The following is a 21,882-nucleotide window of genomic DNA, read 5'->3' on the forward strand; positions in this document are numbered from 1 at the left end:
CTCGGGTGGGAACGCCACCCCGGGTGGGAACGCCACCCCGGGCGGGGACGCCACCCCGGGCGGGGACGCCACCCCGGGCGGGGACGCCACCCCGGGCGGGGACGCCACCCCGGGTGGGGACGCCACCCCGGGTGGGGACGCCGCGCGGGCCGGGGGTGCGGAGTCCGGCGACGGCCCGTGCGTGGCCGGGGTGTCCGCCGGGGACCCGGCCGGTACGGAGCCTCCCGGTGACGGCCGGCCGGGCGGGAAGCGTCCGGCGGGCCGGGCGCGGCGGGTGGTCCTCGGCGGGCTCGCCGCCCTGCTCGTCCTCGGCGGCTGCGGCTTCCTCCACGGCGCCCACCGGCTCGAGTCGGCCGAGTCCGCCCGCAACCGCGCGCTCACCGACGCCGCGGCCACCGACCGTGTCGCGGGTGAGGTCGGCAACGCGCTCGCGCGAGTCTTCTCGTACACGCCGGACGGCACCGCGGCCGCCGAGCGCTCCGCGCGCGACGTGCTCGGCGGCCGCGCCGCCCGCCAGTACCAGGACCTCTTCGCCCAGGTACGGGGCGACCTGGCCGAGCAGCGCGTCACCCTGAGCACCCGCGCCGTCCGGACCGGAGTGATCGAACTCGACGGCGACCGGGCACGCCTGCTGGTCTTCCTCGACCAGACCTCCCACCGCGGCGACGGCGAGGCCACCACCGCGGCCGCCCAGCTCACCGTCACCGCCCGGCTGGAAGACGACCGCTGGCGGATCGTCCACCTCGAGGCCCGCTGACACCGTGCGGGAGACTGGAGCACCCATGAAACGCGCGGTCCGCGCCCTCACCGCCCACCGCCCCCGCGCGCTGTCCTCGCTGCTCGTCGCCCTCGGCCTCGCCGCGGGCGGCTTCGCGGCCTGGGCGGGCCAGGACTGGTACGCCGCGGCCCATGACGGCACCGCCGCCTACGCCGAGCAGCGGGACAGGGCGCTGGCCGCCGGGGAGCAGGCCGTACTGAACCTCAACACGCTCGACCACCGGGACGTCGACCAGGGCCTCGACCTGTGGGAGTCGTCGACCACCGGCGAGCTGCACGAGCAACTGTCCACAGGGCGGGACGAGTTCGCCGAACAGGTGCGGGAGGCGAAGACGGTCACCACGGCACGGGTGCTGTCGGGCGCCGTCACCGAGCTCGACGACCGCGCGGGCCGCGCCCGGGTCCTGGTCGCCCTGCGCGTCACGGTCAGGGCGTCCGACGGCGCCAGGACGGACAAGGACAGCCGCATGCTCGGCGAACTCACCCGCACCGGGGGCCGCTGGAAGCTCAGCGCCCTGGGACAGGCCCCCGTGGGCGGCGCACCGACCGGCTGATCCGGTCCCGTACGCCGAGCCGCCGCACCGAGAGGACAGCACGATGTCGACGACCCGCCACCACATCAACCGCCAGCGGCGCCGCCGGGCCCGTGACACGCGGCCCGCCGCCGTGAGCCCGGAGAGCACCGGCCGGCGGACCCGCGCGGGCGATGACGCCGTCCGGTCTCCGTCGGGTTCACCGGACGGAGACCGGACGGCGGACCGGAAGCCGGCCGTCCCCCGCACCTCCCGCGAGCCGGCCGGCGCACCCGGTGCCCGGCCCCGCCGGCGCCGGCCGGTGGTCCTCCTGGTGCTCTGCGCACTGACCGTTCTCCTCGGCGGGTTCGCCGGCTGGGCGCACGCGAAGGCCGAAGCGCTCCGCGACGAACCCGCGCGGCGCAACACCGCGCTGACCGACCTCGCCCGCACCAGCGAGATCAAGGGACGGACGGCCGAAGCCGTCGACCGGCTCTTCTCCTACGACCACACCGACCCCGGCGCCCTCGACAAGGCGGCGCGGGACCTCCTGACGGGCAAGGCCGTGGACCAGCACCGCGCCCTGCTCGCGGACGTGCGCGAGCGGGCCGACGCGCAGAAGGCGGTGATCACCACGGTGGTCACCGAGAGCGCCGTCGAGCGGATCGACGGGGCGCGCGCCCGCGTCCTCGTCTACGCCGACCAGAGCAGCGTCGCCACCGCCGGGGGCGAGGCGGCCGGCGGCAAGGCCGCCGAGCAGGACACGGGTGTGTACGCGGGTGCCCTGCTCGCCGTCGACGTGGTGCACCGCGAAGGACGGTGGCTCGTCTCCGGCATCGACACCTTCGGCCGCTGAGGCCCCACGTCGCCGACCACCCCGCCCGGGCCCCCGGCGGACACGGACCGTCCGGGGCGCACCCCCCGCAACCGACAGGAGTGACAGCCATGCCCGTACGCCGCCGCGCACGAGGTCCGCGCACCGGCCGGTCCGGCCGGACCCGCCGAGGACTGAGGACGACCGCCGTCACCGTGGCGGCCATGGCGGCCCTCACCGCCTCCCAGGCGCCCGGCTTCCTCGGAGGGCCGGGGGACGCTCCGGCCGTCCCTCCCGCCGACGATGCCCGCGGGACGGCGGCGAGCGGCCCGTACTCCGAACCCGCCCCGCCGGGCGACGACTCCTACCACGTCGAACTGCCGCCCCTGGACTCCGCGGACAGCGCGTCGGCCGCCCCGCCGGTCATCCGGGACCTGCGCGCCCGGTCCGGCATTCCGGCCACGGTGCTGCGCGCCTACCGCGCGGCCGAGACCTCGGTGGCCCGGACGGACCCCGGCTGCCGACTGCCCTGGCAACTGCTCGCGGCGATCGGCAAGGTGGAGTCCGGCCAGGCGCGCGGCGGCGCGGTCGACCGCGCCGGCACGACGCTGGGCCGCATCACCGGACCACCGCTCGACGGCCGCGGGTTCGCCCTGATCAGGGACACCGACCGGGGCGTTCACGACGGCGACACGGTCTACGACCGCGCGGTGGGACCCATGCAGTTCCTGCCGTCCACCTGGGCCCGCTGGGGAGCGGACGGCAACGGCGACGGCCGCGCGGATCCGAACAACATCTTCGACGCGGCCCTGGCGGCCGGACACTACCTGTGTGCGGGCGACCGGAACCTGGCCCGTGCCGCGGACCTGGACCGGGCGGTCCTCAGCTACAACCGCTCACGGTCCTACCTGCGGCTGGTCAGGCAGTGGCTGGACTTCTACCTGCGCGGGGTCCACGCCGTCGCGGACGGCGAGGGCGTCATCCCCAGGAGCCCCGGCGCGGGCGGCGACACCCCGGCGACCGGGCCCGTCGACTCCGGCGGGAGCGGCGGCAGGGGAGGCGGGGGCGGCATCGTCATCGGTCCGGAGCCGAGCGCCTCCCATACCCCCGGCACCCCCGGCCCGTCTCCGAAGCCCTCTCCGTCCGCCACGGAACCCGGTCCCTCCTCCTCACCCGGCCCCAGCGTCCCCCCGGCCCCGACCCCCACCCCGACCGGCCAGGAGCCCTCGGAGTCCCCCAGCGGGACGCCGTCGCCCTCACCCGACCCGACCGGTCCGAGCCCCTCGCCCACCTCCCCGGACGACTGCCCCACCGAGTCCGCTCCACCGACGTCCGCTCCCACCGCCTCCCCGGCCGCGTCACCCTGCCCGGACCCGGACCCGGACCCCTCGGGCTCGCCCTCCGGCTGAGCGAGCGCCACGGTGCGGCCGGCCGCCGGCGTACGCCGGTGGACCGGCTGAACAACGGCTGCCGGCAGTGGAGGCTCAGCCCGGCGCAGCCCGAGCCGCTTCCCGGGTGGGGCTCAGAGTGCCTGGCCCATCCCCGCGGCGTTGGGCCAGGCGGCCTGGGGGCCCGGCCAGCCCGTCGCCGGGGCCATGGAGAGGCCGTCGGTGCCCCTGACCTGGGCGGCCGTCAGGCCGCCGCGGGCGGGGACACCGGGCGGGGTCGGGCCGGTGGGCGGCGGCGCCTGAGGGGCCGGTGCCGGGTGGGCCGCAGCGGGCACCGGTGCCTGGGCGGCCGGGGCGAGCGGCTGTGCGGCCGGGGCGAGCGGCTGGGCCGGCATCGGCACGGGCTGCGGAACCGGCTCCGGGAACTGCTGGGGCGCGGGCTGCGGCACCGCCTGAGGTACCGGCTGCGGCGCGGGCTGCGGGACCGCCTGCGGTACCGGCCGGTCGACGGGCTGGTCGACGGGCCGGCCGACGGGCTGGGGCGCCGGCTGCGGAAGCCCCGGCGCCCCAGCCCCCGCCGACGCCGCGGCCGGCACCGGCATCCCGCCGGCCGGGTCCGCCCTCACGGTGGACGCGGCGGCGGGGAGCGGCATGCCGGTGCCGGTGGCGGGAGCGGCGGCGAGCCCCGGAGCGGCGGCCTGAGCGGCGAGCCCCCGCATGCCCGCCCCGTTGGTCTCGCTCACCAGGCGGTCCACTGCCGCCGTGCCCGAGCTGTAGCCGGTCCCGGTGGCCTGCTCGGGTACGGCGGCTCCCCTCCTGGACGTCCCGTAGAGCACCTGTTCCAGGCCGGACACCAGGCGGCGCACGTCCACCTGGGGGCGCACCACGAGACGCAGGAAGCGGCTGGACGAGCCGATCTTGTTGCCGCACTCGCGGACCAGGATCCGGTGCTCGGTGAGCATCCGGTCCCGGACCACGGTTCCCTCGGCGCCCACGGGCAGGCGCACGAAGAGGAAGTTCCCCTGGGAGGGGTAGACCGTCAGCCCGGGCAGCGAGGAGAGCTGGCCGGACATGTCCATCCGGTCGCGCCGCACCTGGTGCAGGCTCTGGGCGTACTCGGCGCCGTGCTCCTTCAGCATGAACACCACGTGCTCGGCGAAGGAGTTGAGGTTCCACTTGGGGAGCATGGAGCGGACCTTGCCCGCCAGCGCCGGGTTGGCGACCAGGTAGCCGAAGCGGATGCCGTGCAGGCCGAAGTTCTTGCCCAGGCTGCGCAGCACGATGACGTTGGGCCGCAGCATCGCCTCCTGCACCACCGACGGTTCCACCTCGGCGTCGGCGAACTCCAGGAACGACTCGTCGATCACCACCAGGTCCAGGTCGGCCATCGCGTCCATGAACTGCACGACCGCGTGCTTGTGGAGGAAGCCGCCGTCGGGGTTGTTCGGGTTGCAGATCACCGCCACCCGGGTGCCCCGGGCCCGGATGAACTCCGCGTACTGCGCCAGGTCGAGGGCGAAGCCGCCGGACTCCTGGAGGGGGAACATGTCGACCCGCTTGCCGGTCTCCATGGGCTGGTCGGTCCAGCGGCCGAAGGTGGGGACGGGGACGGCGAGGGACTCCCGGACCAGGAGGTGGTCGATCCAGGTGATCAGCTCCGTCGATCCGTTGCCCATCGCCACGCACTGCGGCGGGAGTCGCAGCAGGCTGCACAGCTCGGCCGTGATGGTGTCGGCGCCGCTCGGGTAGTAGGTGATGATGTCGCGCAGCCGCGCCGCCATGTCCTCGAACATGGCGGGGGTGGGAAAGTACGGATTGCAGGGGATGCAGAAGTCCACCGGGCCGGCCCCGTCGCTCTCCCGCGCCAGCGCCGCCATCGACGGACTGTGGGCCGCGGTGCTGCGGAACAACGAGGTGACGTTGTCGGCCATGGAACCTCCGTGTACGGCGGGCCCGCCGGGGACGTGACGGGCCCGTCATGCGTGGGTGGCCCGCGCGGGGGAGCGCGGGCCACCCAGGAGTACGGAGCGCGGCGCGCCGCCGTTCAGCTCATGTGAGGAAGATGTGACGGCGGCGCGTGACGGTGACTCACGCCCCGAACGAGTGGACCGTCGTCGTCCGGTAGGTCTCTCCCGGCCGCAGCACGGTCGACGGGAACGACGGCTGGTTCGGCGAGTCGGGGAAGTGCTGCGTCTCCAGGCACAGGCCGTCGCCCTGCCGGTAGACCCGGCCGCCGCTGCCGACGAGGGTGCCGTCGAGGAAGTTGCCGGAGTAGAACTGGAGCCCCGGCTCGTTGGTGGCGATGCGCAGGGTGCGGCCGGAGGACGGGTCGCGCAGGGTGGCGGCGTGCTCGGGACGGGCGGTGATGCCCTTGTCCAGCGCCCAGTTGTGGTCGAAGCCCTGCCCGTACAGCACCTGCTGGTGCGCGGTGCGGATGTCCCGGCCGACCGGTTTGGCGCGCCGGAAGTCGAAGGGGGTGCCGGCGACCGCCGCCCGTTCGCCGGTGGGGATCAGCCCGGAGTCGACCGGTGTGTAGCGGGAGGCGGCGATCGACAGCTCGTGGTCCTCGACCGAGCCGCTGCCCTCACCGGCGAGGTTCCAGTAGACGTGGCTGGTGAGGTTGACGACGGTGGGCCGGTCGGTGGTCGCCTCGTAGTCGACGCGCCAGTCGCCGCCGCGGGTGAGGGTGTAGGTGACCTTCGTGCGCAGGGTGCCCGGATAGCCCATCTCGCCGTCGACGGCGGTGTAGTACAGGTGGAGGCCGACGTCCGAGCCGCGGGTGAAGGGCTCGACGTCCCAGACCCGCTTGTCGAAGCCCTGGGCGCCGCCGTGCAGGCTGTTCTCGCCGTCGTTGACGGAGAGCTGGTACTCCCTGCCGTCGAGGGTGAAGCGGCCCCGGCCGACGCGGTTGCCGTAGCGGCCGATCAGGGCGCCGAAGTACGGGCTGGAGGCGACGTAGTCCTCGAGGGCGGAGAAGCCCAGGGAGACGTTGGCGTGCCGGCCGCGGCGGTCGGGGATCTCCAGCGACTGGACGATGCCGCCGTAGGAGAGGACCCTCATGCGGGTCCCGCCGTTCTCCAGTGCCCAGCTGTGGACCTTGGTGCCGTCGGCGAGCCGGCCGAAGAGGCTCCGCGCCGGCTTCCCCCGGCCCGGTGCCGCGTGGGCCGTCCCGCCGAAGGCGGAGCCGGCGGCCACGGCCGCCGCTCCGGCGCCCGCGATGACCGTGCGTCTGTTCAGTTCCATGTGCAACTCCCGGAAGGGAAGGGGCCCCGCCGTCCGGCGGGGCCCGAGCTGACCTACGAACCGACCTTGCGCTTGTTCCACACGTCGAAGCCGACCGCCGCCAGCAGTACCAGGCCCTTGATGACCTGCTGCCAGTCGCTGCCGATGCCGACGAGGTTCATACCGTTGTTCAGCACGCCCAGGACCAGACCGCCGATGATGGCGCCGAGGACCGTGCCGACACCGCCGCTCATCGAGGCCCCGCCGATGAACGCGGCGGCGATGGCCTCCAGCTCGAAGTTGAGGCCGGCCTTGGGGGAGGCCACGTCGAGGCGGGCGGCGAACACCAGACCCGCGAGCGCCGCGAGCATGCCCATGTTCAGGAAGACGAGGAAGGTGACCTTCTTGTCCCGCACACCCGACAGCTTCGCCGCGGGGAGGTTGCCGCCGATGGCGTAGATGTGGCGGCCGATGACGGCGTTGCGCATCACGTAGCCGAAGCCGACGAGCAGCGCGCCGAGGATCAGCAGCACGATCGGGGCGCCCTTGTAACTGGCGAGCAGCATCGTCACCACGAGGACGGCGGAGGCGAGCGCGACCAGCTTCAGCACGAACAGCCTGGCGGGCAGGACGTCGAGGGCGAACTCCCGCTGGCGCCGGCGGTCGCGGACCTCCTGGAGCACGACGAGCGCGATCAGGGCGAGGCCGAGCAGCAGGGTGAGGTTGTGGTAGTTGGTCTCCGGGCCGGCCTCGGGCAGGAACCCGTTGGTGACCTTCTGCAGGCCGTCGGGGAACGGGCCGAGGGTCTGGCCCTCCAGGAAGATCTCGGTGAGGCCCCGGAAGGTCAGCATGCCCGAGAGGGTCACGATGAACGACGGTATGCCGCCGTAGGCGATGAACCACCCCTGGATCGCCCCCGCGAGGGCGCCCACGGCCAGACACAGCGCCACCGCGAGCGGCCAGGGCATGTCGTTCTTGACCATGAACACCGCGGCCATGGCCCCGACGAACGCCGTCAGCGAGCCGACCGAGAGGTCGATGTGGCCGGCGATGATGACCAGCATCATGCCGATCGCGAGGATCAGGATGTAGCTGTTCTGCACCACCAGGTTGGACACGTTGCGAGGCAGCAGCAGGTCGCCGTCGGTCCAGACCGCGAACAGCGCCACGATCAGGCCGAGCGCGAACAGCATGCCGTACTGCCGCATGTTGCGGCGCATGCCGTCCAGCACCAGCCGGAGCAGGCCGCCGTCACCCGGTCCGTTCCTGCCCGGTGGCGCGGCGGCCGGGGTCTTGTCGGTGACTGTGCTCATCGGGATACCTCTTTGTCCTTCGTCATCTGACGCATCAGCGATTCCTGGGAGGCCTCGGCCCGCGAGAACTCACCGGTCAGCCGTCCCGCGGCCATCGTGTAGATGCGGTCGCACATGCCGAGCAGCTCGGGCAGCTCGGAGGAGATGAAGACGACCGCCTTGCCCTCGGCGGCCAGCTGGTCGATGACCGTGTAGATCTCGTACTTGGCGCCGACGTCGATGCCGCGCGTCGGCTCGTCGAGGATCAGCACGTCGGGACCCGCGAAGATCCACTTGCTGAGCACGACCTTCTGCTGGTTGCCGCCGGAGAGCTTGCCCACCGGCTCGAAGACGGTCGGCGTCTTGATGTTCATGGACGTGCGGAAGCCCTCGGCGACCTTGCGTTCCTCGTGCTCGTCCACCACACCGCGCCGGGCGACCTTGCCGAGGGCGCTGAGCGAGATGTTGCGGTTGACGGTGTCGATGAGGTTGAGGCCGAAGTGCTTGCGGTCCTCGGTGACGTACGCGATGCCGTGCCCGACCGCCTCGGGGACGGACCTGGTGCGGATCTCCTTGCCGTCCTTGAGGACCGTGCCGCCCGCGTGCCGGCCGTAGGTGCGGCCGAAGATGCTCATCGCGAGCTCGGTGCGCCCGGCGCCCATCAGCCCGGCGATGCCGACGATCTCGCCGCGCCGTACCGTCAGCGACACGTCGTCGACGACCTTGCGCTGCTGGTCGATGGGGTGGTGCACGGTCCAGTTGCGGACCTCCAGGGCCGGGGCGGTGCCCTCCTCGGGGTGGTGCGGGGTCCGCTCCGGGAAGCGGTGCTCCAGGTCCCGGCCGACCATGCCGCTGATGATCCGGTCCTCGCTGGTGCCGGGGGCCTTCACGTCGAGCGTCTCGATGGTCCGCCCGTCGCGCAGGATCGTCACCGAGTCGGCGACGCGGCGGATCTCGTTCAGCTTGTGGGAGATGATGATGGAGGTGATGCCCTCGTCCTTCAACTGCAGGATCAGGTCGAGGAGTTTGCCGCTGTCCTCGTCGTTGAGCGCCGCGGTCGGCTCGTCGAGGATGAGCAGCTTCACCTTCTTCGACAGCGCCTTGGCGATCTCCACCAGCTGCTGCTTGCCCACACCGATGTCGGCGACGCGGGTCTCGGGGTGCTCGTCGAGCCCCACCCGGCGCAGCAGTTCGGCGGCGTGCCTGAGGGTCTCGTTCCAGTTGATGAACCCGCGGGTGGCGTGTTCGTTGCCGAGGAAGATGTTCTCGGCGATCGACAGATAGGGCACCAGGGCCAGCTCCTGGTGGATGATCACGACGCCGTGCTGTTCGCTGGCCCGGATGTCCTTGAACCGGCAGACCTCCTCCTCGAAGAGGATCTCCCCCTCGTAGGTGCCGTGCGGGTGGACGCCGGAGAGGACCTTCATCAGGGTCGACTTGCCGGCGCCGTTCTCGCCGCAGATGGCGTGGACCTCGCCCCGCCGGACGGTCAGGGTGACGTCCGACAGCGCCTTGACGCCGGGAAAGGTCTTGACGATCGAGCGCATTTCCAGGACGGGTCCCGCCATGGTGTGCCTTCCGGTCAGTGGTGTACGGCGGTCAGTCGAGGTCGCTCTGCTTGATGTAGCCGGAGTCGACGACGACCTTCTGGTAGTTCTCCTTGTCCACCGCGACCGGCTCCAGCAGGAAGGCCGGGACGACCTTGGCGCCGTTGTCGTAGGTCTTGGTGTCGTTGGTCTCGGGCTTCTTGTCGTTGAGCAGCGCGTCGACCATGTTGGAGGCGACCTTGGCGAGTTCGCGGGTGTCCTTGTAGACGGTCATCGACTGCTCGGCGGCGATGATCGACTTCACCGAGGCGACCTCGGCGTCCTGGCCGGTGACGACCGGCAGCGGCTTGCTCGCCGAGCCGTAGCCGTCCGACTTCAGGGAGGACAGGATGCCGATGGAGATGCCGTCGTACGGGGAGAGGACCGCGTCCACCCGGTCGCTGCGGTAGGCCGAGGTCAGGATGTCCTCCATGCGCTTCTGGGCGGTACCGCCGTCCCAGCGCAGGGTGGTGACCTGGTTGAGCTCGGTCTGCTTGGACTTGACGACGAGCTGCTTCTTGTCGATGTAGGGCTGCAGGACGTTCATGGCGCCCTGGAAGAAGTAGCGGGTGTTGTTGTCGTCGTTGGAGCCGGCGAACAGCTCGATGTTGAAGGGGCCCTTCTTGCTGCCGTCCTTCAGGCCGAGCTTCTCGACGATGTAGGTGCCCTGGAGTTCGCCGACCTTCTCGTTGTCGAAGGAGGCGTAGTAGCCGACGTTCTCCGTGCCGAGGATGAGCCGGTCGTAGGAGATGACCGGGATGTCGGCGTCCTTGGCCTGCTGCAGGACGTTGTTCATCGACTTGTTGTCGATCGCGGCGACGATCAGCGCGTCCACGCCCTGGGTGATCAGGTTCTCGATCTGCGAGACCTGCTGGTCGGGGTCGTCCTCGCCGTAGACCAGCTTGGTCTTGTAGCCCTTGGACTTGAGGTCGGTGACGACGTTGTTGCCGTCGGCGATCCAGCGCTCGGAGGACTTGGTCGGCATGGAGATGCCGATGGTGGCTCCCTCGGAGCCCTTCTTGTCCTCTTCGCCGCCGCCCTCGCTGTTCTGTCCGCAGGCGGTCAGGGTGAGGGCGAGGGAGGCGGCCGTGGCCACCGCGGCGAGTGCGGCTCTGCGATTACGCATGGTCATCATCCTTGATGTCGGTGGGCGGGGTCGGTCGGTACGGCGAGCGTCTGCGGGGGAGCCGGGTCAGGGGCGCGAGCACAGGTGTGTGGGATTGTGCGCGGCTGTGTCTGCTTCTGTGAAGTCGCTTTTCCGGAACGTTATGACGGAGTTTCGAACCGGTGCAGATCACCGGGGAGCCGGGAGCCGAGCGGCGCCATGTCGCCGTCCGCGCCGTGGCGGGCGAGCAGGTCCAGGGCGAGCCGGCCGCGCCGCACGCGCTCCTTGGCGGTCGCCAGGGTGAGCTCCCGCATCTGGTGCCCGTACGGGTAGATCCCGGGCGCCTTCGCCAGGCCGAACTTCAGGTACAGCGGGGCGCCGCGCCGGATCAGCTCGGCGACCTCGTACATCCGCACATAACCGCCCAGGTCGTCCGGGGCCTCGATGTACATGTCCATCGGGGCGGCCGACACCCGCCGTATCTCGGTGAGATGGGCGAGCGTCAGATCGCTGGGCACGTTGACGGAGTCCGCGCCGAGCCGCTCGTAGACCGCGTACGAGGCCGGGTTGACCGGCCCGACGAGCGCCGAGACCTTCAGCGTGGTGTCGGCGGGCAGCAGCCCGGCCGCCCGGGCCCGGTGCAGCGTCCACAGCACGCCCTCGTCCGCGACCAGCAGGCACTTCACGCCCAACTCGGTGGCCCGCAGCGCGTCCTCGACGCAGCCGGCGACGGCATCGTGGCCCCGGGCGCGCAGTCCCGCGCCGCCCGAGTCGGTCCGCGTGGAGCCGCCGATGTCCCAGGTGCCGCGCGGGCCGGTGAACAGGCAGAGCTCGATGTCCCGCTCCGCCGTTGCCTCCACCATCTCGGTGATCTCGGCGTCGGTCAGCATCCAGACGCCGCTGCCCTGGCTGACGCGGTGGATCGGCACGTCGAGGCGCGAGGCCTCCTTCAGCGCCACCGCCAGCGCCTCGGGCCCCTCGCACGAGGGAATCTCGGTGCGCCAGCGGCCGCCGCCGGGGAAGGTGTGCGGCGAGGCGTCGGCGGCGTCGAGGGCGGGTGCACTCAGGCCGAGCGCGGCGAGCGCCGGCTCGCCGGGCCGGCGGGGCGCCTTGGCGGAAGCGTCGGTCACAGGGTGTCCTTCGTGTTCGATATGTCGGACGAGGTTCGTGGCGCGCGGCGCGAGCCGGGCGGGGCCGGGGCGCGGAGAGACGGCGGGGGAGGGCGGGAGGGGGAGTACGCCGGTACGGGGGCCGTCGGGTCGCCCCCGTACCGGCGTACGGTCAGGGGCGCAGCAGGACCTTGCCGACCGCGGGATCGCCCGACCCCACCAGCTCGATGGCCTCGGGGAACGCGGCGAGCGGCAGCTCGTGGGTCACCAGCGGCAGCGGATCGAGCAGCCCCGCGGCGAACACCCGCACGGTGTGCGCCCAGGCGTCCGGCGCCGCGCCGAAGACGGTGTGCACCTCCAGCTGCCGTACGACCAGGTCGGTCGGGTCGAGCCCGGCGGCGCCCGGTGCCGGGATGCCGGTCAGCACCAGCCGCCCGCCGCGCCGCAGCAGCGAGGCGGCCGTGCGGGCCGCGTCCGCGGACCCGGCGGTCTCGATCACCACGTCGAAGCCGCCCGGCAGGGGCCCGTCCTTCGTGCGGAAGCCGGTCGCCCCGAACCGCCGTGACAGCGCCTCCCGGTCGCCCCGGGTGCCGACCACCAGCAGTTCGGCGGGGGAGGCCGCCCGGAGGAACTGCACCGCGAACATGCCCAGGGTGCCCGTGCCGACCACCGCCACCCGCTCACCGGGCACGGCGTTCGCCTTCAGCGCGGCCGCCGCGATGCAGGCGGCCGGTTCCAGCAGCGCCGCGGCGCTCAGGTCGGCGTCGTCCGGCAGGACGTGCAGCAGCCGGGCCGGCAGGGTCAGCGTGGGGGCCATGGCGCCCGGCCGGGTGAACCCGGTCTCCTCGTAGCCGGCCGAGCACAGTGTCGTCTCACCGGCGTGGCAGCGGTCGCAGACCTGGCAGTTGCGGAACCCCTCACCGACGACCTTGCGGCCGGTGAGCGACTCCGGCACCCCCGCGCCCACCCGCTCGACGGTGCCGGACCACTCGTGCCCCGGCGTCAGCGGGTAACGCACGTACCCCTCGGGCCGGTTGCCCTGGTAGACCTCGCGGTCACTGCCGCAGATGCCGGCCGCGTGCACCCGGACCAGCGCCTCGCCGGGTGCGGGGTCGCGCGGCTCGTGCGGGACCAGGCGGTGCTCGCCGGGCGCCTCGACGACGACGGCGGTGCTCATCGCGCGCCCTTCGGCTTGCGCTGCTCCCAGCCCTCGGCCCACAGGTCGAACCGGGCCTGCTGCTGCGGGAACTCGGCCGCCGCGTCGACGTCCAGCTCGACGCCGAGACCGGGGGCGTCGGAGAGGTGGAAGCAGCCGTCCTCCGGGTCCACCTGGGGTGCGCCCTTGACGACCTTCTTGATGTCGGCGTCCGCGAAGTCGTTGAAGTGCTCCAGGATCTTGAAGTTCGGGGAGGTGAAGCCGACCTGGAGGGAGGCGGCGGTGAGCACCGGGCCGCCGACGTTGTGCGGGGCGACCAGCATGTAGTGGGTCTCGGCGGTCGCCGCGAGCTTGCGGGTCTCCCAGATGCCGCCGATGTGGCCGACGTCCGGCTGGAGGATGTCGACCGCCTGGCTCTCGAACAGCTCGCGGAACTCGATGCGGTCGTGGATGCGTTCGCCGGTGGCGAGGGGCATGTCGACCTTGGCGGCCACCTTCTCCAGCGCCTTGAGGTTCTCCGGCGGCACCGGCTCCTCAAGCCAGGCCGGCTTGAACGGCGCCAGCTCGTGCGCGAGGCGGACGGCGGTGGCGGGGGAGAAGCGGCCGTGCATCTCCAGCATCAGCTCGGCGTCCGGGCCGATGGCGTCACGGACCGCCTCGATCAGCGAGACCGCGTACAGGCTCTGCCGGTGGTCGAGTTCGAAGTGGCCGGTGCCGAACGGGTCGATCTTCAGCGCCCGGTAGCCGCGCTCCATCACCGCCCGCGCCGCCTTGTGGTACGCCTCCGGGGTGCGCTCGGTGGTGTACCAGCCGTTGGCGTACGCCTTGACCTTGTCGGTGACCTTGCCGCCGAGCAACTGCCAGACGGGGACGCCGAGGGCCTTGCCCTTGATGTCCCAGCAGGCCATCTCGACCACGGCGATACCGGACATCACGATCTCGCCCGCGCGGCCGTAGTCGCCGTACTTCATCCGGCGGACCAGGTCCTCGACAGCGAACGGATCCGAGCCGAGAATGTGGTTGACCTCGGCTTCCTTCAGGTAACCCAGGAGGGCGTCGGTGTGGCCCAGCATCCTGGTCTCGCCGACTCCGGTGATCCCCTCGTCGGTGTGCACCTGGACGTACGTCAGGTTGCGCCACGGCGTCCCGACCACGTGTGTGCTGATTCCGGTGATGCGCACGGCAGTTCGCCCCTCGCTGTGGTGGTGGACCCTGTCCTCGACGGTCTGCGGTTCGACGTGTTCGATATTTCGGCACACGTTCGAAATGCTGGCGTGACAGTAAAGATGCCGCGGCGGGGGTGTCAATGGGTCGCGCGCACAACGGTTTCGACAGTTTCGAAACCTATGGGCATTGGTCCGCACCAAACCTTCACAGCAAAGCCTAGGAAGCGGACCGGAACGGAACCTAACCTTCCCGCGACATGGACTTCTGCCACCCGTGCCGACGGCACCTCAACGGCGCCCTGGCCTGCCCCGGTTGCGGCACGCCCGTCGACACCCTCCGCGCCCGGCAGCGCCAGGAACCCGCCGTGCCCCCGGGGTACGAGGGCGACGGCGCGGAGACTGCCGGGGACGCCGGAGCGGCGCGGGCCGAGGAGACCGTGGAGGAACCCGCCGCGAGTTCGGCGGGGGAGTACGGCGACGAGGCGCCACCGGGGCGGCGGGCGGCCCGGCGCCAGGGGCGTGGACGGGTACGCGAGCCCGAGGAGAGCCCCTCGGCGGGCCAGAGCCGCCGGGACCGCAAGGCCGCCGCGCACCGCCGCAGGCGCAACCGCACGCTGCTGATCGTGGCGGGCTTCGTACTGGCGGCCGGTGCGCTGAGCCTCGCGGAACTCGGCCTGGAGATACCCGGATCGAAGCCCGGCCCGGCGGTCGCCGGGGAGGAGTCGCCCGACGGGGGCTCGGCCGAGGTGGAGCCGAAGGAGTCGGCGAGCGGGGCCGGGGACGCGCCGGTGCGGGAGGGAGCGCCGAGCCCCTCCGCGTCCGGTTCCCCGTCGGCCTCCGCGTCCCCGGAGGACGAGGAGTCCTCGGAGGCGGAGGAGGAGCCCGAGGCGGAGGAGGGTGCCTCGTCGGCGCCCGCCGCCGACCCGCCGCCGGCCGACCCGACGGCGGCCCCGCCGGCGGATCCGCCGTCCGCACCGGAGACGCCGGATCCGGCCCCGACCACCGAGGAGCCCGAACCGGAGCCCGAGCCGTCGGAGACGTGCAACCGCTTCCTGTGGTGGTGCACGTGAGCCGTCCCGCCCCGATGAGGTGCCCCGCACCCGTGTGAGCCGGGAGGACGGGTCCGCGTGCCCGCGCGGCGCGTCGCGGTCGGATGCGGGTCGGCGGGGGGTCAGCGCGGGGTCAGCATCCGGCGCAGGGCGTCCCGCAGGGCCACCCGCTCCGGCTCCGACAGTCCCGCGAGCGGCTCGCGGGCGAACCGCAGCGACTCCTGGAGGCCGCGCGCCACCCGCCGCCCCTCGGCCGTCGCCGCCGCCAGCTTCACCCGCCGGTCCGCCGGGTCCGGACGGCGCTCCGCGAGGCCCCGTGCCTCCAGGCGGTCGACGATGCCCGTGACGTTCGACGGCTCGCACTTCAGCCGCTGCGCCAGCTTGCGCATGGGCAGCGGCTCCAGGGACAGCAGGCTCAGCAGCCGCGCCTGCGCGCCGGTCAGCGCGTGCCCGGCGGCGGCCTCCTCGTACTCCTCGTGGTAACGGGCCACCACCGCGCCGATGAGTTCGACGACCTCCAGGGTGAGGGCGTCGGGGCGGCTGGGCGTGTCGCGGGGTGTGGCCATGCTCTCCAGGGTACCCACTTGCTTGACATCCTGAAATATTCAGTCGCATGGTTGTTTCAGGTAATGAAGCATTTCCAGGAAGGTGCCCGCTCATGTCCGACGCCCCCACACCCCCCGCCACCGGCCGCGAGTGGCACCTGCTGAGCCGGCCCGTCGGCTGGCCCGAGCCCGAGGACTTCGCCCTCGTCGAGGCCGAGGTGCCCGCCCCGGGCGAGGGGCAGGTGCTGGTACGGAACGAGTACCTCTCCGTCGACCCGTACATGCGCGGCCGGATGAGTGCCGCCAAGTCCTACGTCGCCCCGTACGAACTCGGCAAGGCCATGCAGGGCGGTGCCGTCGGCGAGGTCGTCGCCTCCGACGCCGAGGGGATCGCCGTCGGCGACCACGTCCTGCACTTCTTCGGCTGGCGCGAGTACGCCGTCGTGGACGCGAAGAACGCCGTCAAGGTCGACCCGGAGGCCGCACCGCTCTCCACGTACCTGGGCGTGCTGGGCATGACCGGGCTCACCGCCTACGCCGGTCTGCTGCGCACCGCCGCCTTCAAGGAGGGCGACTCCGTCTTCGTCTCCGGTGCCGCGGGCGCCGTCGGCAGCCAGGTCGGGCAGATCGCGAAGCTCAAGGGCGCCTCGCGGGTCATCGGCTCCGCCGGCTCCGACGAGAAGGTCAGGCTGCTCGTCGAGGAGTACGGCTTCGACGCCGCGTTCAACTACAAGAACGGCCCCGTGAGCGAGCAGCTGCGCGCCGCCGCCCCGGACGGTGTCGACGTGTACTTCGACAACGTGGGCGGCGACCACCTGGAGGCGGCCATCGGCTCCCTCAACCGGGACGGCCGCATCGCCGTCTGCGGCGCCATCTCCGTCTACAACAACACCGAGCCGGCGCCCGGCCCGAAGAACCTCGCCCGGCTGATCCAGACCCGGGGCCGCATCGAGGGCTTCCTGGTCGGCGACCACTACGACCTCCAGGGGCAGTTCGTCCAGGAGGTCGGGCCGTGGGTCCGCTCGGGCGAGCTGAAGTACCGCGAGACCGTCGTCGAGGGCATCGAGAACAACCTGGAGGCCTTCCTCGGGGTCCTGCGCGGCGACAACACCGGAAAGATGATCGTCAAGCTCTGACCGGCGGCTGCGCGAACCACCCCGCCCACCCCTCGATACAGTGCTCCCATGCGCGATCTAGGGGTGGGTTTCCGGTACTTGCTGAAGGGCCAGAAGTGGGTGGCCCGGCACGGCAAACAGTTCGGCTTCGGCCTGCTCCCGGGCCTGATCACCCTGGTCCTCTACGCGGCCGCGCTGATCGCCCTCGCCCTGTGGGGCGCGGACTTCGTCACCTGGGCCACCCCCTTCGCCGACGACTGGTCCAGCCCCTGGGGCGGCCTGTTCCGCGGTTTCCTCACCGTCGTGCTCTTCGCCCTCGGCCTCCTGCTGTCGGTGATCACCTTCACGGCGGTGACCCTGCTCATCGGCCAGCCGTTCTACGAGAGCCTCTCGGAGAAGGTCGACCGGGACGTCTCGCCCGACGGCACCGCCCCGGAGTCGGACCTGCCCCTGATGCGCGAGCTGTGGATCTCGGGCCGGGACAGCCTGCGCATCGTCGCCCGCGCCCTCGTGTGGGCCGTGCTGCTGTTCGCCCTCGGTTTCGTCCCGGTGGCCGGCCAGACCGTCGTACCGGTGATCGGCTTCTTCGTCACCGGGTTCTTCCTCACCGAGGAACTCACCGCCGTCGCGCTCCAGCGCCGCGGGATCGAACTGCGTGAGCGGCTCGGGCTGCTGCGCTCCCGCAAGACCCTCGTCTGGGGCTTCGGCACGCCCCTGGCCGTGGCGTTCGTCGTGCCCTTCGTCGCCGTGTTCCTGATGCCGGGCGCGGTCGCCGGAGCCACCCTCATGGCGCGCGACCTGCTCGGTGAGGAGACGGCCGGCTCCCCGGCGCCGGACGAGTCCCAGGAGCAGGGCGCCACCCCGTGACCGAGGTGCTCGCCGTCGCCGTCATCACCGTCCTGGCCGTGATCGCGCCGGGAGCGGACTTCGCCATGGTGGTGCGGGGCAGCTACCTCCACGGCCGCCGCACCGGACTCCTCGCCGCCCTCGGCGTCGCCGCCGGCGTCCTGGTGCACGTCACCTACACCATGCTCGGCGTGGGACTGCTGATCGCCTCGTCCGCCTTCCTGTTCACCGTCATCAAACTCGCCGGCGCCGCCTACCTCGTGTACGTCGGTGTCCGCACCTTCCGCACGCGCGCCGAGGTCACCGTCGACCTGGAGGGCGGGACCGGACTGACCCCGTTCGCCGCCCTGCGCACCGGCTTCCTGACCAACGTCCTCAACCCGAAGACGACCCTCTTTGTCGTCTCGACGTTCGCCCAGGTCGTCAGCCCCGGCACACCCGTCCTCCAGCAGGTGGGCTACGGCCTGTTCATGTCGCTGGCCCACCTGGTGTGGTTCGGCGTCGTCGCGGTGTTCTTCTCCCACGACCGGATGCGCACCCTGATGCTGCGCGGCCAGAAGGTCCTCAACAAGGTGATCGGGACCGCCCTGGCCGGCCTCGGCGTCAGCCTCGCGTTCGCTCCGTCGCACTGACCGCCACCGTCACGATCGACCGCACCTGGCCGATGATGTCCAGCCGGTCGCGTACGAACTCGGGATCGGTGACCTCGGTGGTGTTCCCGGCCCCGAACCGCAGGACGGGCGTGTGCACGTGCCCGCCCGGCAGTTCCTCGCGCAGACCGAGCCGGTCGCGGAGCAGCGTCGCCCGGTAGGCGATCTCGTTGGACAGGTAGTCCCCGCCGCCCCCGGCGCGTGCGGTCGAACCGGGCGTCGGCCCCTCGGGCCGGACGACCTGCTCGGTGCCCCCGGCCGGGATCTCCGTCACGCTCGTGTTGTCGTACACGGGGAACCGCCCGGTCTGCGCGGCGACGATCTCCGCGTACGGCAGCGTGGTCGACGTCCACTGCGGCTGCGAGGCCGGGTCGGGCACCGGCACCGTCTCGGGGCGGCCGGTGTTCTCGTTGTCCCCGAAGCCGCCCCGCCAGGCCCCGTTGGTGCGCTCGATGTCGAACCGGCCCACCCGGCCCTGGCTCACCGTCGCGAACAGGTCGACCCGCGGCAGACGGTGCCGCAGCGCCCGCTCCACGGTCCCCGCGGTGAAGTCCCGCCAGCGCACCGGGAACACGGCCGTCTCGATCCGCGCCGGACCGTCCGCGGTCTCGATCACCGTGCCGTCCAGGGCGAGGGCGGCGGCGCCCGACGGGTTGGAGATCCGGATGTCCCGGTCCAGGGTGAACGGATCGAAGCCGGTCACCAGCACCCGCTTCGTCCCCCTTCCGCGCGGGAACCCGATGTCGTCCTGCCCGCGCGAGCCGCGCTCCAGCTCGTCCAGCAGCCGTGCCCGCCGCTCCTCACCCAGCCGGAACCCCGGCTCCCAGGCCCGCAGGGCCCGCGTCATGCCGAGCCGCGCCCAGTACAGCGGCCGGTCGTCGTCCCGGCTCAGGTCACCCGCCGCCGGACCCCGCCCCTGCGCCCGGTCCACGGCCCGGCGCCAGAGCTCCGTCCCCTCGCGCACGACCGCACGCCGGGCCGCGTCGTAGGAGCGCGCGCGGTCGAGGGCCCGGGCGAAGTCCGTCGCCACGGTGTCGAAGCCGGAGCGGCGGAGGATCTCCTGCGGCACGGCCCCGTCCAGCCGGCGCTCCTCGACGGTGGGGCCCGACGGGGTGTCGGCGGCGGTCGCGGTGGTCGGGGGAGCGGCGAGACCCGTCAGCAGGGCCAGTCCGATCACACCTGTGCGCACACGTAGGGAAGTCAAGGGAGTGGGGGCCTTCCGTCGTCGTGGGGTACGGGTGGGTGCCGGAGGCCGCAGTATCGCCCGCCCGGAGTGGATCACGCCATGGGGCGTGCGCGGGCGGGAGGGCGCCCGTCGCGGCCCGCATCCGGGCCCGGACGGAGGTCGTGGCCGGGTGGGGGCGCAGCGGAAAAAGATGTGAAAGGTTCGTACGGGATTGAAGCGGGCAGTCTCTTCCCGGGCCACCGGACCCCGGCAGGGATTACCGTCGGAACCGGGAAGTGCCCGCATGAGCAGCCCCGGCCCGGGACCCTGACCCCGGACCGGGGCTCATGCGCGTCAGGGGCATCCGCCCGCTAGCGCACCGCGAAGCCGTACACCGTCTCCGAGCGGAACACCTCGCCCGGCCGCAGGACCGTGCCGGGGAACTCGGGGCGGTTCGGCGAGTCGGGGAAGTGCTGGGTCTCCAGCGCGATGCCCTGCCCGGGCAGGAAGGGATCCCCGATGTGGTCCCCGGTGTAGAGCTGCATCCCCGGCTCGGTGGTCGCCACCGTCAGCACCCGGCCCGACGCCGGGTCGTACAGCTCGGCCACCTCCACCGGCGTCCGGGTGACCCCCTTGTCGAGCACGAAGTTGTCGTCGTAGCCCGTCCCGGTCCTGCGGGCCTCGCGGAAGTCGTAGCGGGTGCCGGAGACGTCGGCGAGCTCACCGGTCGGGATCAGGTCCGCGTCGGACGGCGTGTAGCGGGACGCCGCCAGCCGCAGCTCGTGCCCGGCCGCGCTGCCGGAGCCGGACAGGTTCCAGTACGAGTGGTTCGTCAGGTTCACGTGCGTCGGCGCGTCCGTCACCGCCTCGTACGCGATCCGCAGCGCCCCCCGCTCGTCCAGCGTGTAGGTCACCGACACCTCCAGACGGCCCGGGAAGCCCTCCTCGCCGTGCCCGGCGACCAGGGAGAGGCGCAGACCGTGCTCGACCGGCACGGCGTCCCACACGCGCTTGTCGAAGCCCCGCGCGCCGCCGTGCAGCGAGTTCGGCCCGTCGTTCGGTTCCAGGGCGTAGGTGAACCCGTCCAGGGCGAAGCGCGCGCCCGCGATCCGGTTGGCGTACCGGCCGATCAGGGCGCCCAGGAAGGGTTCCGGATGCCGGAGGTAGCCGTCCAGGCCGGAGAACCCCAGCACCACGTTCCCGGTCCGCCCGTCCCGGTCCGGCACCTCGACGTCCTGCACGATCCCGCCGTACGACAGGATCCGTACCCGCACGCCCGCCCGCCGCAGCGTCCAGCGGTGCACCGGCGTGCCGTCGGAAAGTGTGCCGATGAGTTCGTTCATGTGCGAAACAATAGGTCACGGCTTCGTCGCCGTGACCGTCCGGTACGCGATGGCGGCCAGCTCGGACTGGCCGTCGATGCTGGGATGGAACCAGTCCCAACGGCTCAACTGCGCGGTGCCGAAGCGGTAGTCGTGCACCGCGCCGCCGTCGAAGCGGCAGCGCCGGTCCTCGGCGCAGACCTCCTCCAGCACCTCGTTGTAGTCCCGCACCCGTTGGTGCACCGTCTCGCGCCGCAGCGTCGCCTCCGCGTCCATCGCGTCCGCGTCGGCCAGCATCGACGGGCAGATGCCCAGCTTCCACACCTGCTTGCCCAGCGCGCTGGTCCGCCCCTCGGACCACAGCCGCTTCAGGTCCGGCACACTCGCCACGTACACCTGCGTCCTCGGCAGCGTCTCGCGCAGCGTGCGCATCGCCTCCCGGAAGTCGGCACGGAAGTCCGCCACCGGTGTCATCGCCGCGGTGGTCTCCCGGCAGGCGTCGTTCGCCCCCGCCATCACCGCCACCAGTTCCGGGGAGCGCTGCGCCGCCCGCGCCATCTGCGCCGGCAGATCCGCCATCCGGGCCCCGGTCACCGCGTAGTTCCAGCTCCGCGCGGCCGCCTCCGTCCGTCCCAGCAGCCGTACGGCGAGACTGTCGACCTGCTCGCTGCCGCCCGTCGCCCACGACACCTCAGGACAGTCCGTCAACACCGCGCAGGCGTCGAAACCCGTGGTGATCGAGTCGCCCACGGCGGCGACCGAGTCCGGTGAGGTATCCCACACGGGCGTGGGGCTCGGTGACGGCCGCCCTTCCTCCGCCGCCGTGCCGGACGGGGCGGGGGAGGCACCACCGACCGCGTCACAGCCCGCCACGCCGAGCGCGGCGACCGCCAGCACGGCGGCCACGGCCCGCGCACGGGCCCCCCTCCGCGTCGCCCGACCCATCCGTCGCCTCCCCGCGCCGTGCCCGATGTCCGTCCCCCAACCCTTAACAACGCACGGGAGTTCCCGCCCGTCCGCGTCACCCTCACCGAAGCAACGCCACCCACCCGTACAGGCGTCC

The 21,882-nt window shown here is 72.6% G+C and carries 20 protein-coding genes; 8 read left to right on the forward strand and 12 right to left on the reverse strand.

The genetic code is table 11. From position 1 onward, the window contains the following. The 4 genes from IE172_RS02780 to IE172_RS02795 form a co-directional block, all read left to right on the forward strand. Positions 1-757 (forward strand): nuclear transport factor 2 family protein (locus IE172_RS02780; protein WP_229885756.1); only part of this gene is annotated, 757 nt, incomplete at its 5' end. A gap of 25 nt (positions 758-782) precedes the next feature. Next, the gene (locus tag IE172_RS02785; RefSeq protein ID WP_190095414.1) at positions 783-1,331 is read left to right on the forward strand and encodes an Rv1363c family protein; all 549 of its coding nucleotides are present in this window, start codon (positions 783-785) and stop codon (positions 1,329-1,331) included. Positions 1,332-1,374: 43 nt separating this feature from the next. Next, positions 1,375-2,145: a hypothetical protein gene (locus IE172_RS02790; protein WP_190095415.1), complete on the forward strand. Its 771-nt coding sequence runs from the start codon at positions 1,375-1,377 to the stop codon at positions 2,143-2,145. 89 nt (positions 2,146-2,234) lie between these two features. Further along, the gene (locus IE172_RS02795) at positions 2,235-3,512 is read left to right on the forward strand and encodes a lytic transglycosylase domain-containing protein (protein WP_190095416.1); all 1,278 of its coding nucleotides are present in this window, start codon (positions 2,235-2,237) and stop codon (positions 3,510-3,512) included. A gap of 113 nt (positions 3,513-3,625) precedes the next feature. On the opposite strand, the gene IE172_RS02800 is transcribed toward IE172_RS02795, so the two are convergent. From IE172_RS02800 to IE172_RS02835, 8 genes are all read right to left on the reverse strand, one after another. Further along, positions 3,626-5,422: a pyridoxal phosphate-dependent aminotransferase gene (locus IE172_RS02800; RefSeq protein ID WP_190095417.1), complete on the reverse strand. Its 1,797-nt coding sequence runs from the start codon at positions 5,420-5,422 to the stop codon at positions 3,626-3,628. A 157-nt stretch (positions 5,423-5,579) separates the two neighbouring features. Further along, positions 5,580-6,734, reverse strand: a complete 1,155-nt coding sequence (locus tag IE172_RS02805) for an aldose epimerase family protein (protein ID WP_190095418.1) — start codon at positions 6,732-6,734, stop codon at positions 5,580-5,582. 53 nt (positions 6,735-6,787) lie between these two features. Beyond that, the gene (gene mmsB, locus IE172_RS02810) at positions 6,788-8,026 is read right to left on the reverse strand and encodes a multiple monosaccharide ABC transporter permease (RefSeq protein ID WP_190095419.1); all 1,239 of its coding nucleotides are present in this window, start codon (positions 8,024-8,026) and stop codon (positions 6,788-6,790) included. After that, positions 8,023-9,573, reverse strand: coding sequence for a multiple monosaccharide ABC transporter ATP-binding protein (mmsA, locus tag IE172_RS02815; RefSeq protein WP_190095420.1), 1,551 nt, complete (start codon positions 9,571-9,573; stop codon positions 8,023-8,025). Before mmsA ends, mmsB begins: the two co-directional genes overlap by 4 nt. Positions 9,574-9,604: 31 nt before the next feature. Beyond that, on the reverse strand, positions 9,605-10,717 hold the full coding sequence (gene chvE, locus IE172_RS02820; RefSeq protein WP_190095421.1) for a multiple monosaccharide ABC transporter substrate-binding protein: 1,113 nt from the start codon (positions 10,715-10,717) through the stop codon (positions 9,605-9,607). 140 nt (positions 10,718-10,857) lie between these two features. After that, the gene (locus tag IE172_RS02825; RefSeq protein ID WP_190095422.1) at positions 10,858-11,826 is read right to left on the reverse strand and encodes a hypothetical protein; all 969 of its coding nucleotides are present in this window, start codon (positions 11,824-11,826) and stop codon (positions 10,858-10,860) included. A 151-nt stretch (positions 11,827-11,977) separates the two neighbouring features. Next, positions 11,978-12,982: a zinc-dependent alcohol dehydrogenase gene (locus IE172_RS02830; RefSeq protein WP_190095423.1), complete on the reverse strand. Its 1,005-nt coding sequence runs from the start codon at positions 12,980-12,982 to the stop codon at positions 11,978-11,980. After that, on the reverse strand, positions 12,979-14,142 hold the full coding sequence (locus IE172_RS02835; protein ID WP_190095992.1) for a mandelate racemase/muconate lactonizing enzyme family protein: 1,164 nt from the start codon (positions 14,140-14,142) through the stop codon (positions 12,979-12,981). The genes IE172_RS02830 and IE172_RS02835 overlap by 4 nt, the downstream gene beginning before the upstream one ends. A 242-nt stretch (positions 14,143-14,384) precedes the next feature. On the opposite strand from IE172_RS02835, the gene IE172_RS02840 reads away from it, so the two are divergent. Further along, positions 14,385-15,197: an SCO2400 family protein gene (locus tag IE172_RS02840; RefSeq protein WP_190095424.1), complete on the forward strand. Its 813-nt coding sequence runs from the start codon at positions 14,385-14,387 to the stop codon at positions 15,195-15,197. 101 nt (positions 15,198-15,298) lie between these two features. Here IE172_RS02840 and IE172_RS02845 read toward each other — a convergent pair whose 3' ends face one another. Then, positions 15,299-15,742 (reverse strand): MarR family winged helix-turn-helix transcriptional regulator, encoded by a 444-nt coding sequence (locus IE172_RS02845; RefSeq protein WP_190095425.1) that lies wholly within the window; start codon positions 15,740-15,742, stop codon positions 15,299-15,301. 92 nt (positions 15,743-15,834) lie between these two features. On the opposite strand from IE172_RS02845, the gene IE172_RS02850 reads away from it, so the two are divergent. The 3 genes from IE172_RS02850 to IE172_RS02860 are packed head-to-tail and all read left to right on the forward strand — an operon-like array spanning position 15,835 to position 18,314. Further along, complete coding sequence (locus IE172_RS02850) at positions 15,835-16,857, forward strand: NADP-dependent oxidoreductase (protein ID WP_190095426.1); 1,023 nt, start codon at positions 15,835-15,837, stop codon at positions 16,855-16,857. A 48-nt stretch (positions 16,858-16,905) separates the two neighbouring features. Next, on the forward strand, positions 16,906-17,703 hold the full coding sequence (locus tag IE172_RS02855) for an EI24 domain-containing protein (protein ID WP_190095427.1): 798 nt from the start codon (positions 16,906-16,908) through the stop codon (positions 17,701-17,703). Next, the gene (locus IE172_RS02860) at positions 17,700-18,314 is read left to right on the forward strand and encodes a LysE family transporter (protein WP_190095428.1); all 615 of its coding nucleotides are present in this window, start codon (positions 17,700-17,702) and stop codon (positions 18,312-18,314) included. The genes IE172_RS02855 and IE172_RS02860 overlap by 4 nt, the downstream gene beginning before the upstream one ends. On the opposite strand, the gene IE172_RS02865 is transcribed toward IE172_RS02860, so the two are convergent. The 3 genes from IE172_RS02865 to IE172_RS02875 all read right to left on the reverse strand — a co-directional run bounded on the left by IE172_RS02865 (position 18,286) and on the right by IE172_RS02875 (position 21,764). Then, positions 18,286-19,536, reverse strand: a complete 1,251-nt coding sequence (locus IE172_RS02865) for a pyroglutamyl-peptidase I (RefSeq protein WP_190095429.1) — start codon at positions 19,534-19,536, stop codon at positions 18,286-18,288. The two genes, IE172_RS02860 and IE172_RS02865, sit on opposite strands and share 29 nt — an antisense overlap. A gap of 332 nt (positions 19,537-19,868) precedes the next feature. After that, complete coding sequence (locus IE172_RS02870; protein ID WP_190095430.1) at positions 19,869-20,840, reverse strand: aldose epimerase family protein; 972 nt, start codon at positions 20,838-20,840, stop codon at positions 19,869-19,871. 15 nt (positions 20,841-20,855) lie between these two features. Continuing rightward, a complete protein-coding gene (locus IE172_RS02875; protein WP_190095431.1) occupies positions 20,856-21,764 on the reverse strand; it encodes an SGNH/GDSL hydrolase family protein in 909 nt (302 codons plus the stop codon). Between the last annotated feature and the right edge of the window lie 118 nt (positions 21,765-21,882).

The organism is Streptomyces griseoflavus (genome assembly GCF_014649995.1).
Taxonomy (GTDB): domain Bacteria; phylum Actinomycetota; class Actinomycetes; order Streptomycetales; family Streptomycetaceae; genus Streptomyces; species Streptomyces griseoflavus.

What these genes read in the sequence shown, in the direction of transcription:
- IE172_RS02870 (WP_190095430.1), bottom strand. Translation starts at nt 20,840, where the DNA reads ATGAACGAACTCATCGGCACACTTTCCGACGGCACGCCGGTGCACCGC.
- mmsB (WP_190095419.1), bottom strand. Translation starts at nt 8,026, where the DNA reads ATGAGCACAGTCACCGACAAGACCCCGGCCGCCGCGCCACCGGGCAGG.
- IE172_RS02875 (WP_190095431.1), bottom strand. Translation starts at nt 21,764, where the DNA reads ATGGGTCGGGCGACGCGGAGGGGGGCCCGTGCGCGGGCCGTGGCCGCC.
- mmsA (WP_190095420.1), bottom strand. Translation starts at nt 9,573, where the DNA reads ATGGCGGGACCCGTCCTGGAAATGCGCTCGATCGTCAAGACCTTTCCC.
- IE172_RS02855 (WP_190095427.1), top strand. Translation starts at nt 16,906, where the DNA reads ATGCGCGATCTAGGGGTGGGTTTCCGGTACTTGCTGAAGGGCCAGAAG.
- IE172_RS02845 (WP_190095425.1), bottom strand. Translation starts at nt 15,742, where the DNA reads ATGGCCACACCCCGCGACACGCCCAGCCGCCCCGACGCCCTCACCCTG.
- chvE (WP_190095421.1), bottom strand. Translation starts at nt 10,717, where the DNA reads ATGCGTAATCGCAGAGCCGCACTCGCCGCGGTGGCCACGGCCGCCTCC.
- IE172_RS02800 (WP_190095417.1), bottom strand. Translation starts at nt 5,422, where the DNA reads ATGGCCGACAACGTCACCTCGTTGTTCCGCAGCACCGCGGCCCACAGT.
- IE172_RS02790 (WP_190095415.1), top strand. Translation starts at nt 1,375, where the DNA reads ATGTCGACGACCCGCCACCACATCAACCGCCAGCGGCGCCGCCGGGCC.
- IE172_RS02830 (WP_190095423.1), bottom strand. Translation starts at nt 12,982, where the DNA reads ATGAGCACCGCCGTCGTCGTCGAGGCGCCCGGCGAGCACCGCCTGGTC.
- IE172_RS02785 (WP_190095414.1), top strand. Translation starts at nt 783, where the DNA reads ATGAAACGCGCGGTCCGCGCCCTCACCGCCCACCGCCCCCGCGCGCTG.
- IE172_RS02795 (WP_190095416.1), top strand. Translation starts at nt 2,235, where the DNA reads ATGCCCGTACGCCGCCGCGCACGAGGTCCGCGCACCGGCCGGTCCGGC.
- IE172_RS02840 (WP_190095424.1), top strand. Translation starts at nt 14,385, where the DNA reads ATGGACTTCTGCCACCCGTGCCGACGGCACCTCAACGGCGCCCTGGCC.
- IE172_RS02850 (WP_190095426.1), top strand. Translation starts at nt 15,835, where the DNA reads ATGTCCGACGCCCCCACACCCCCCGCCACCGGCCGCGAGTGGCACCTG.
- IE172_RS02805 (WP_190095418.1), bottom strand. Translation starts at nt 6,734, where the DNA reads ATGGAACTGAACAGACGCACGGTCATCGCGGGCGCCGGAGCGGCGGCC.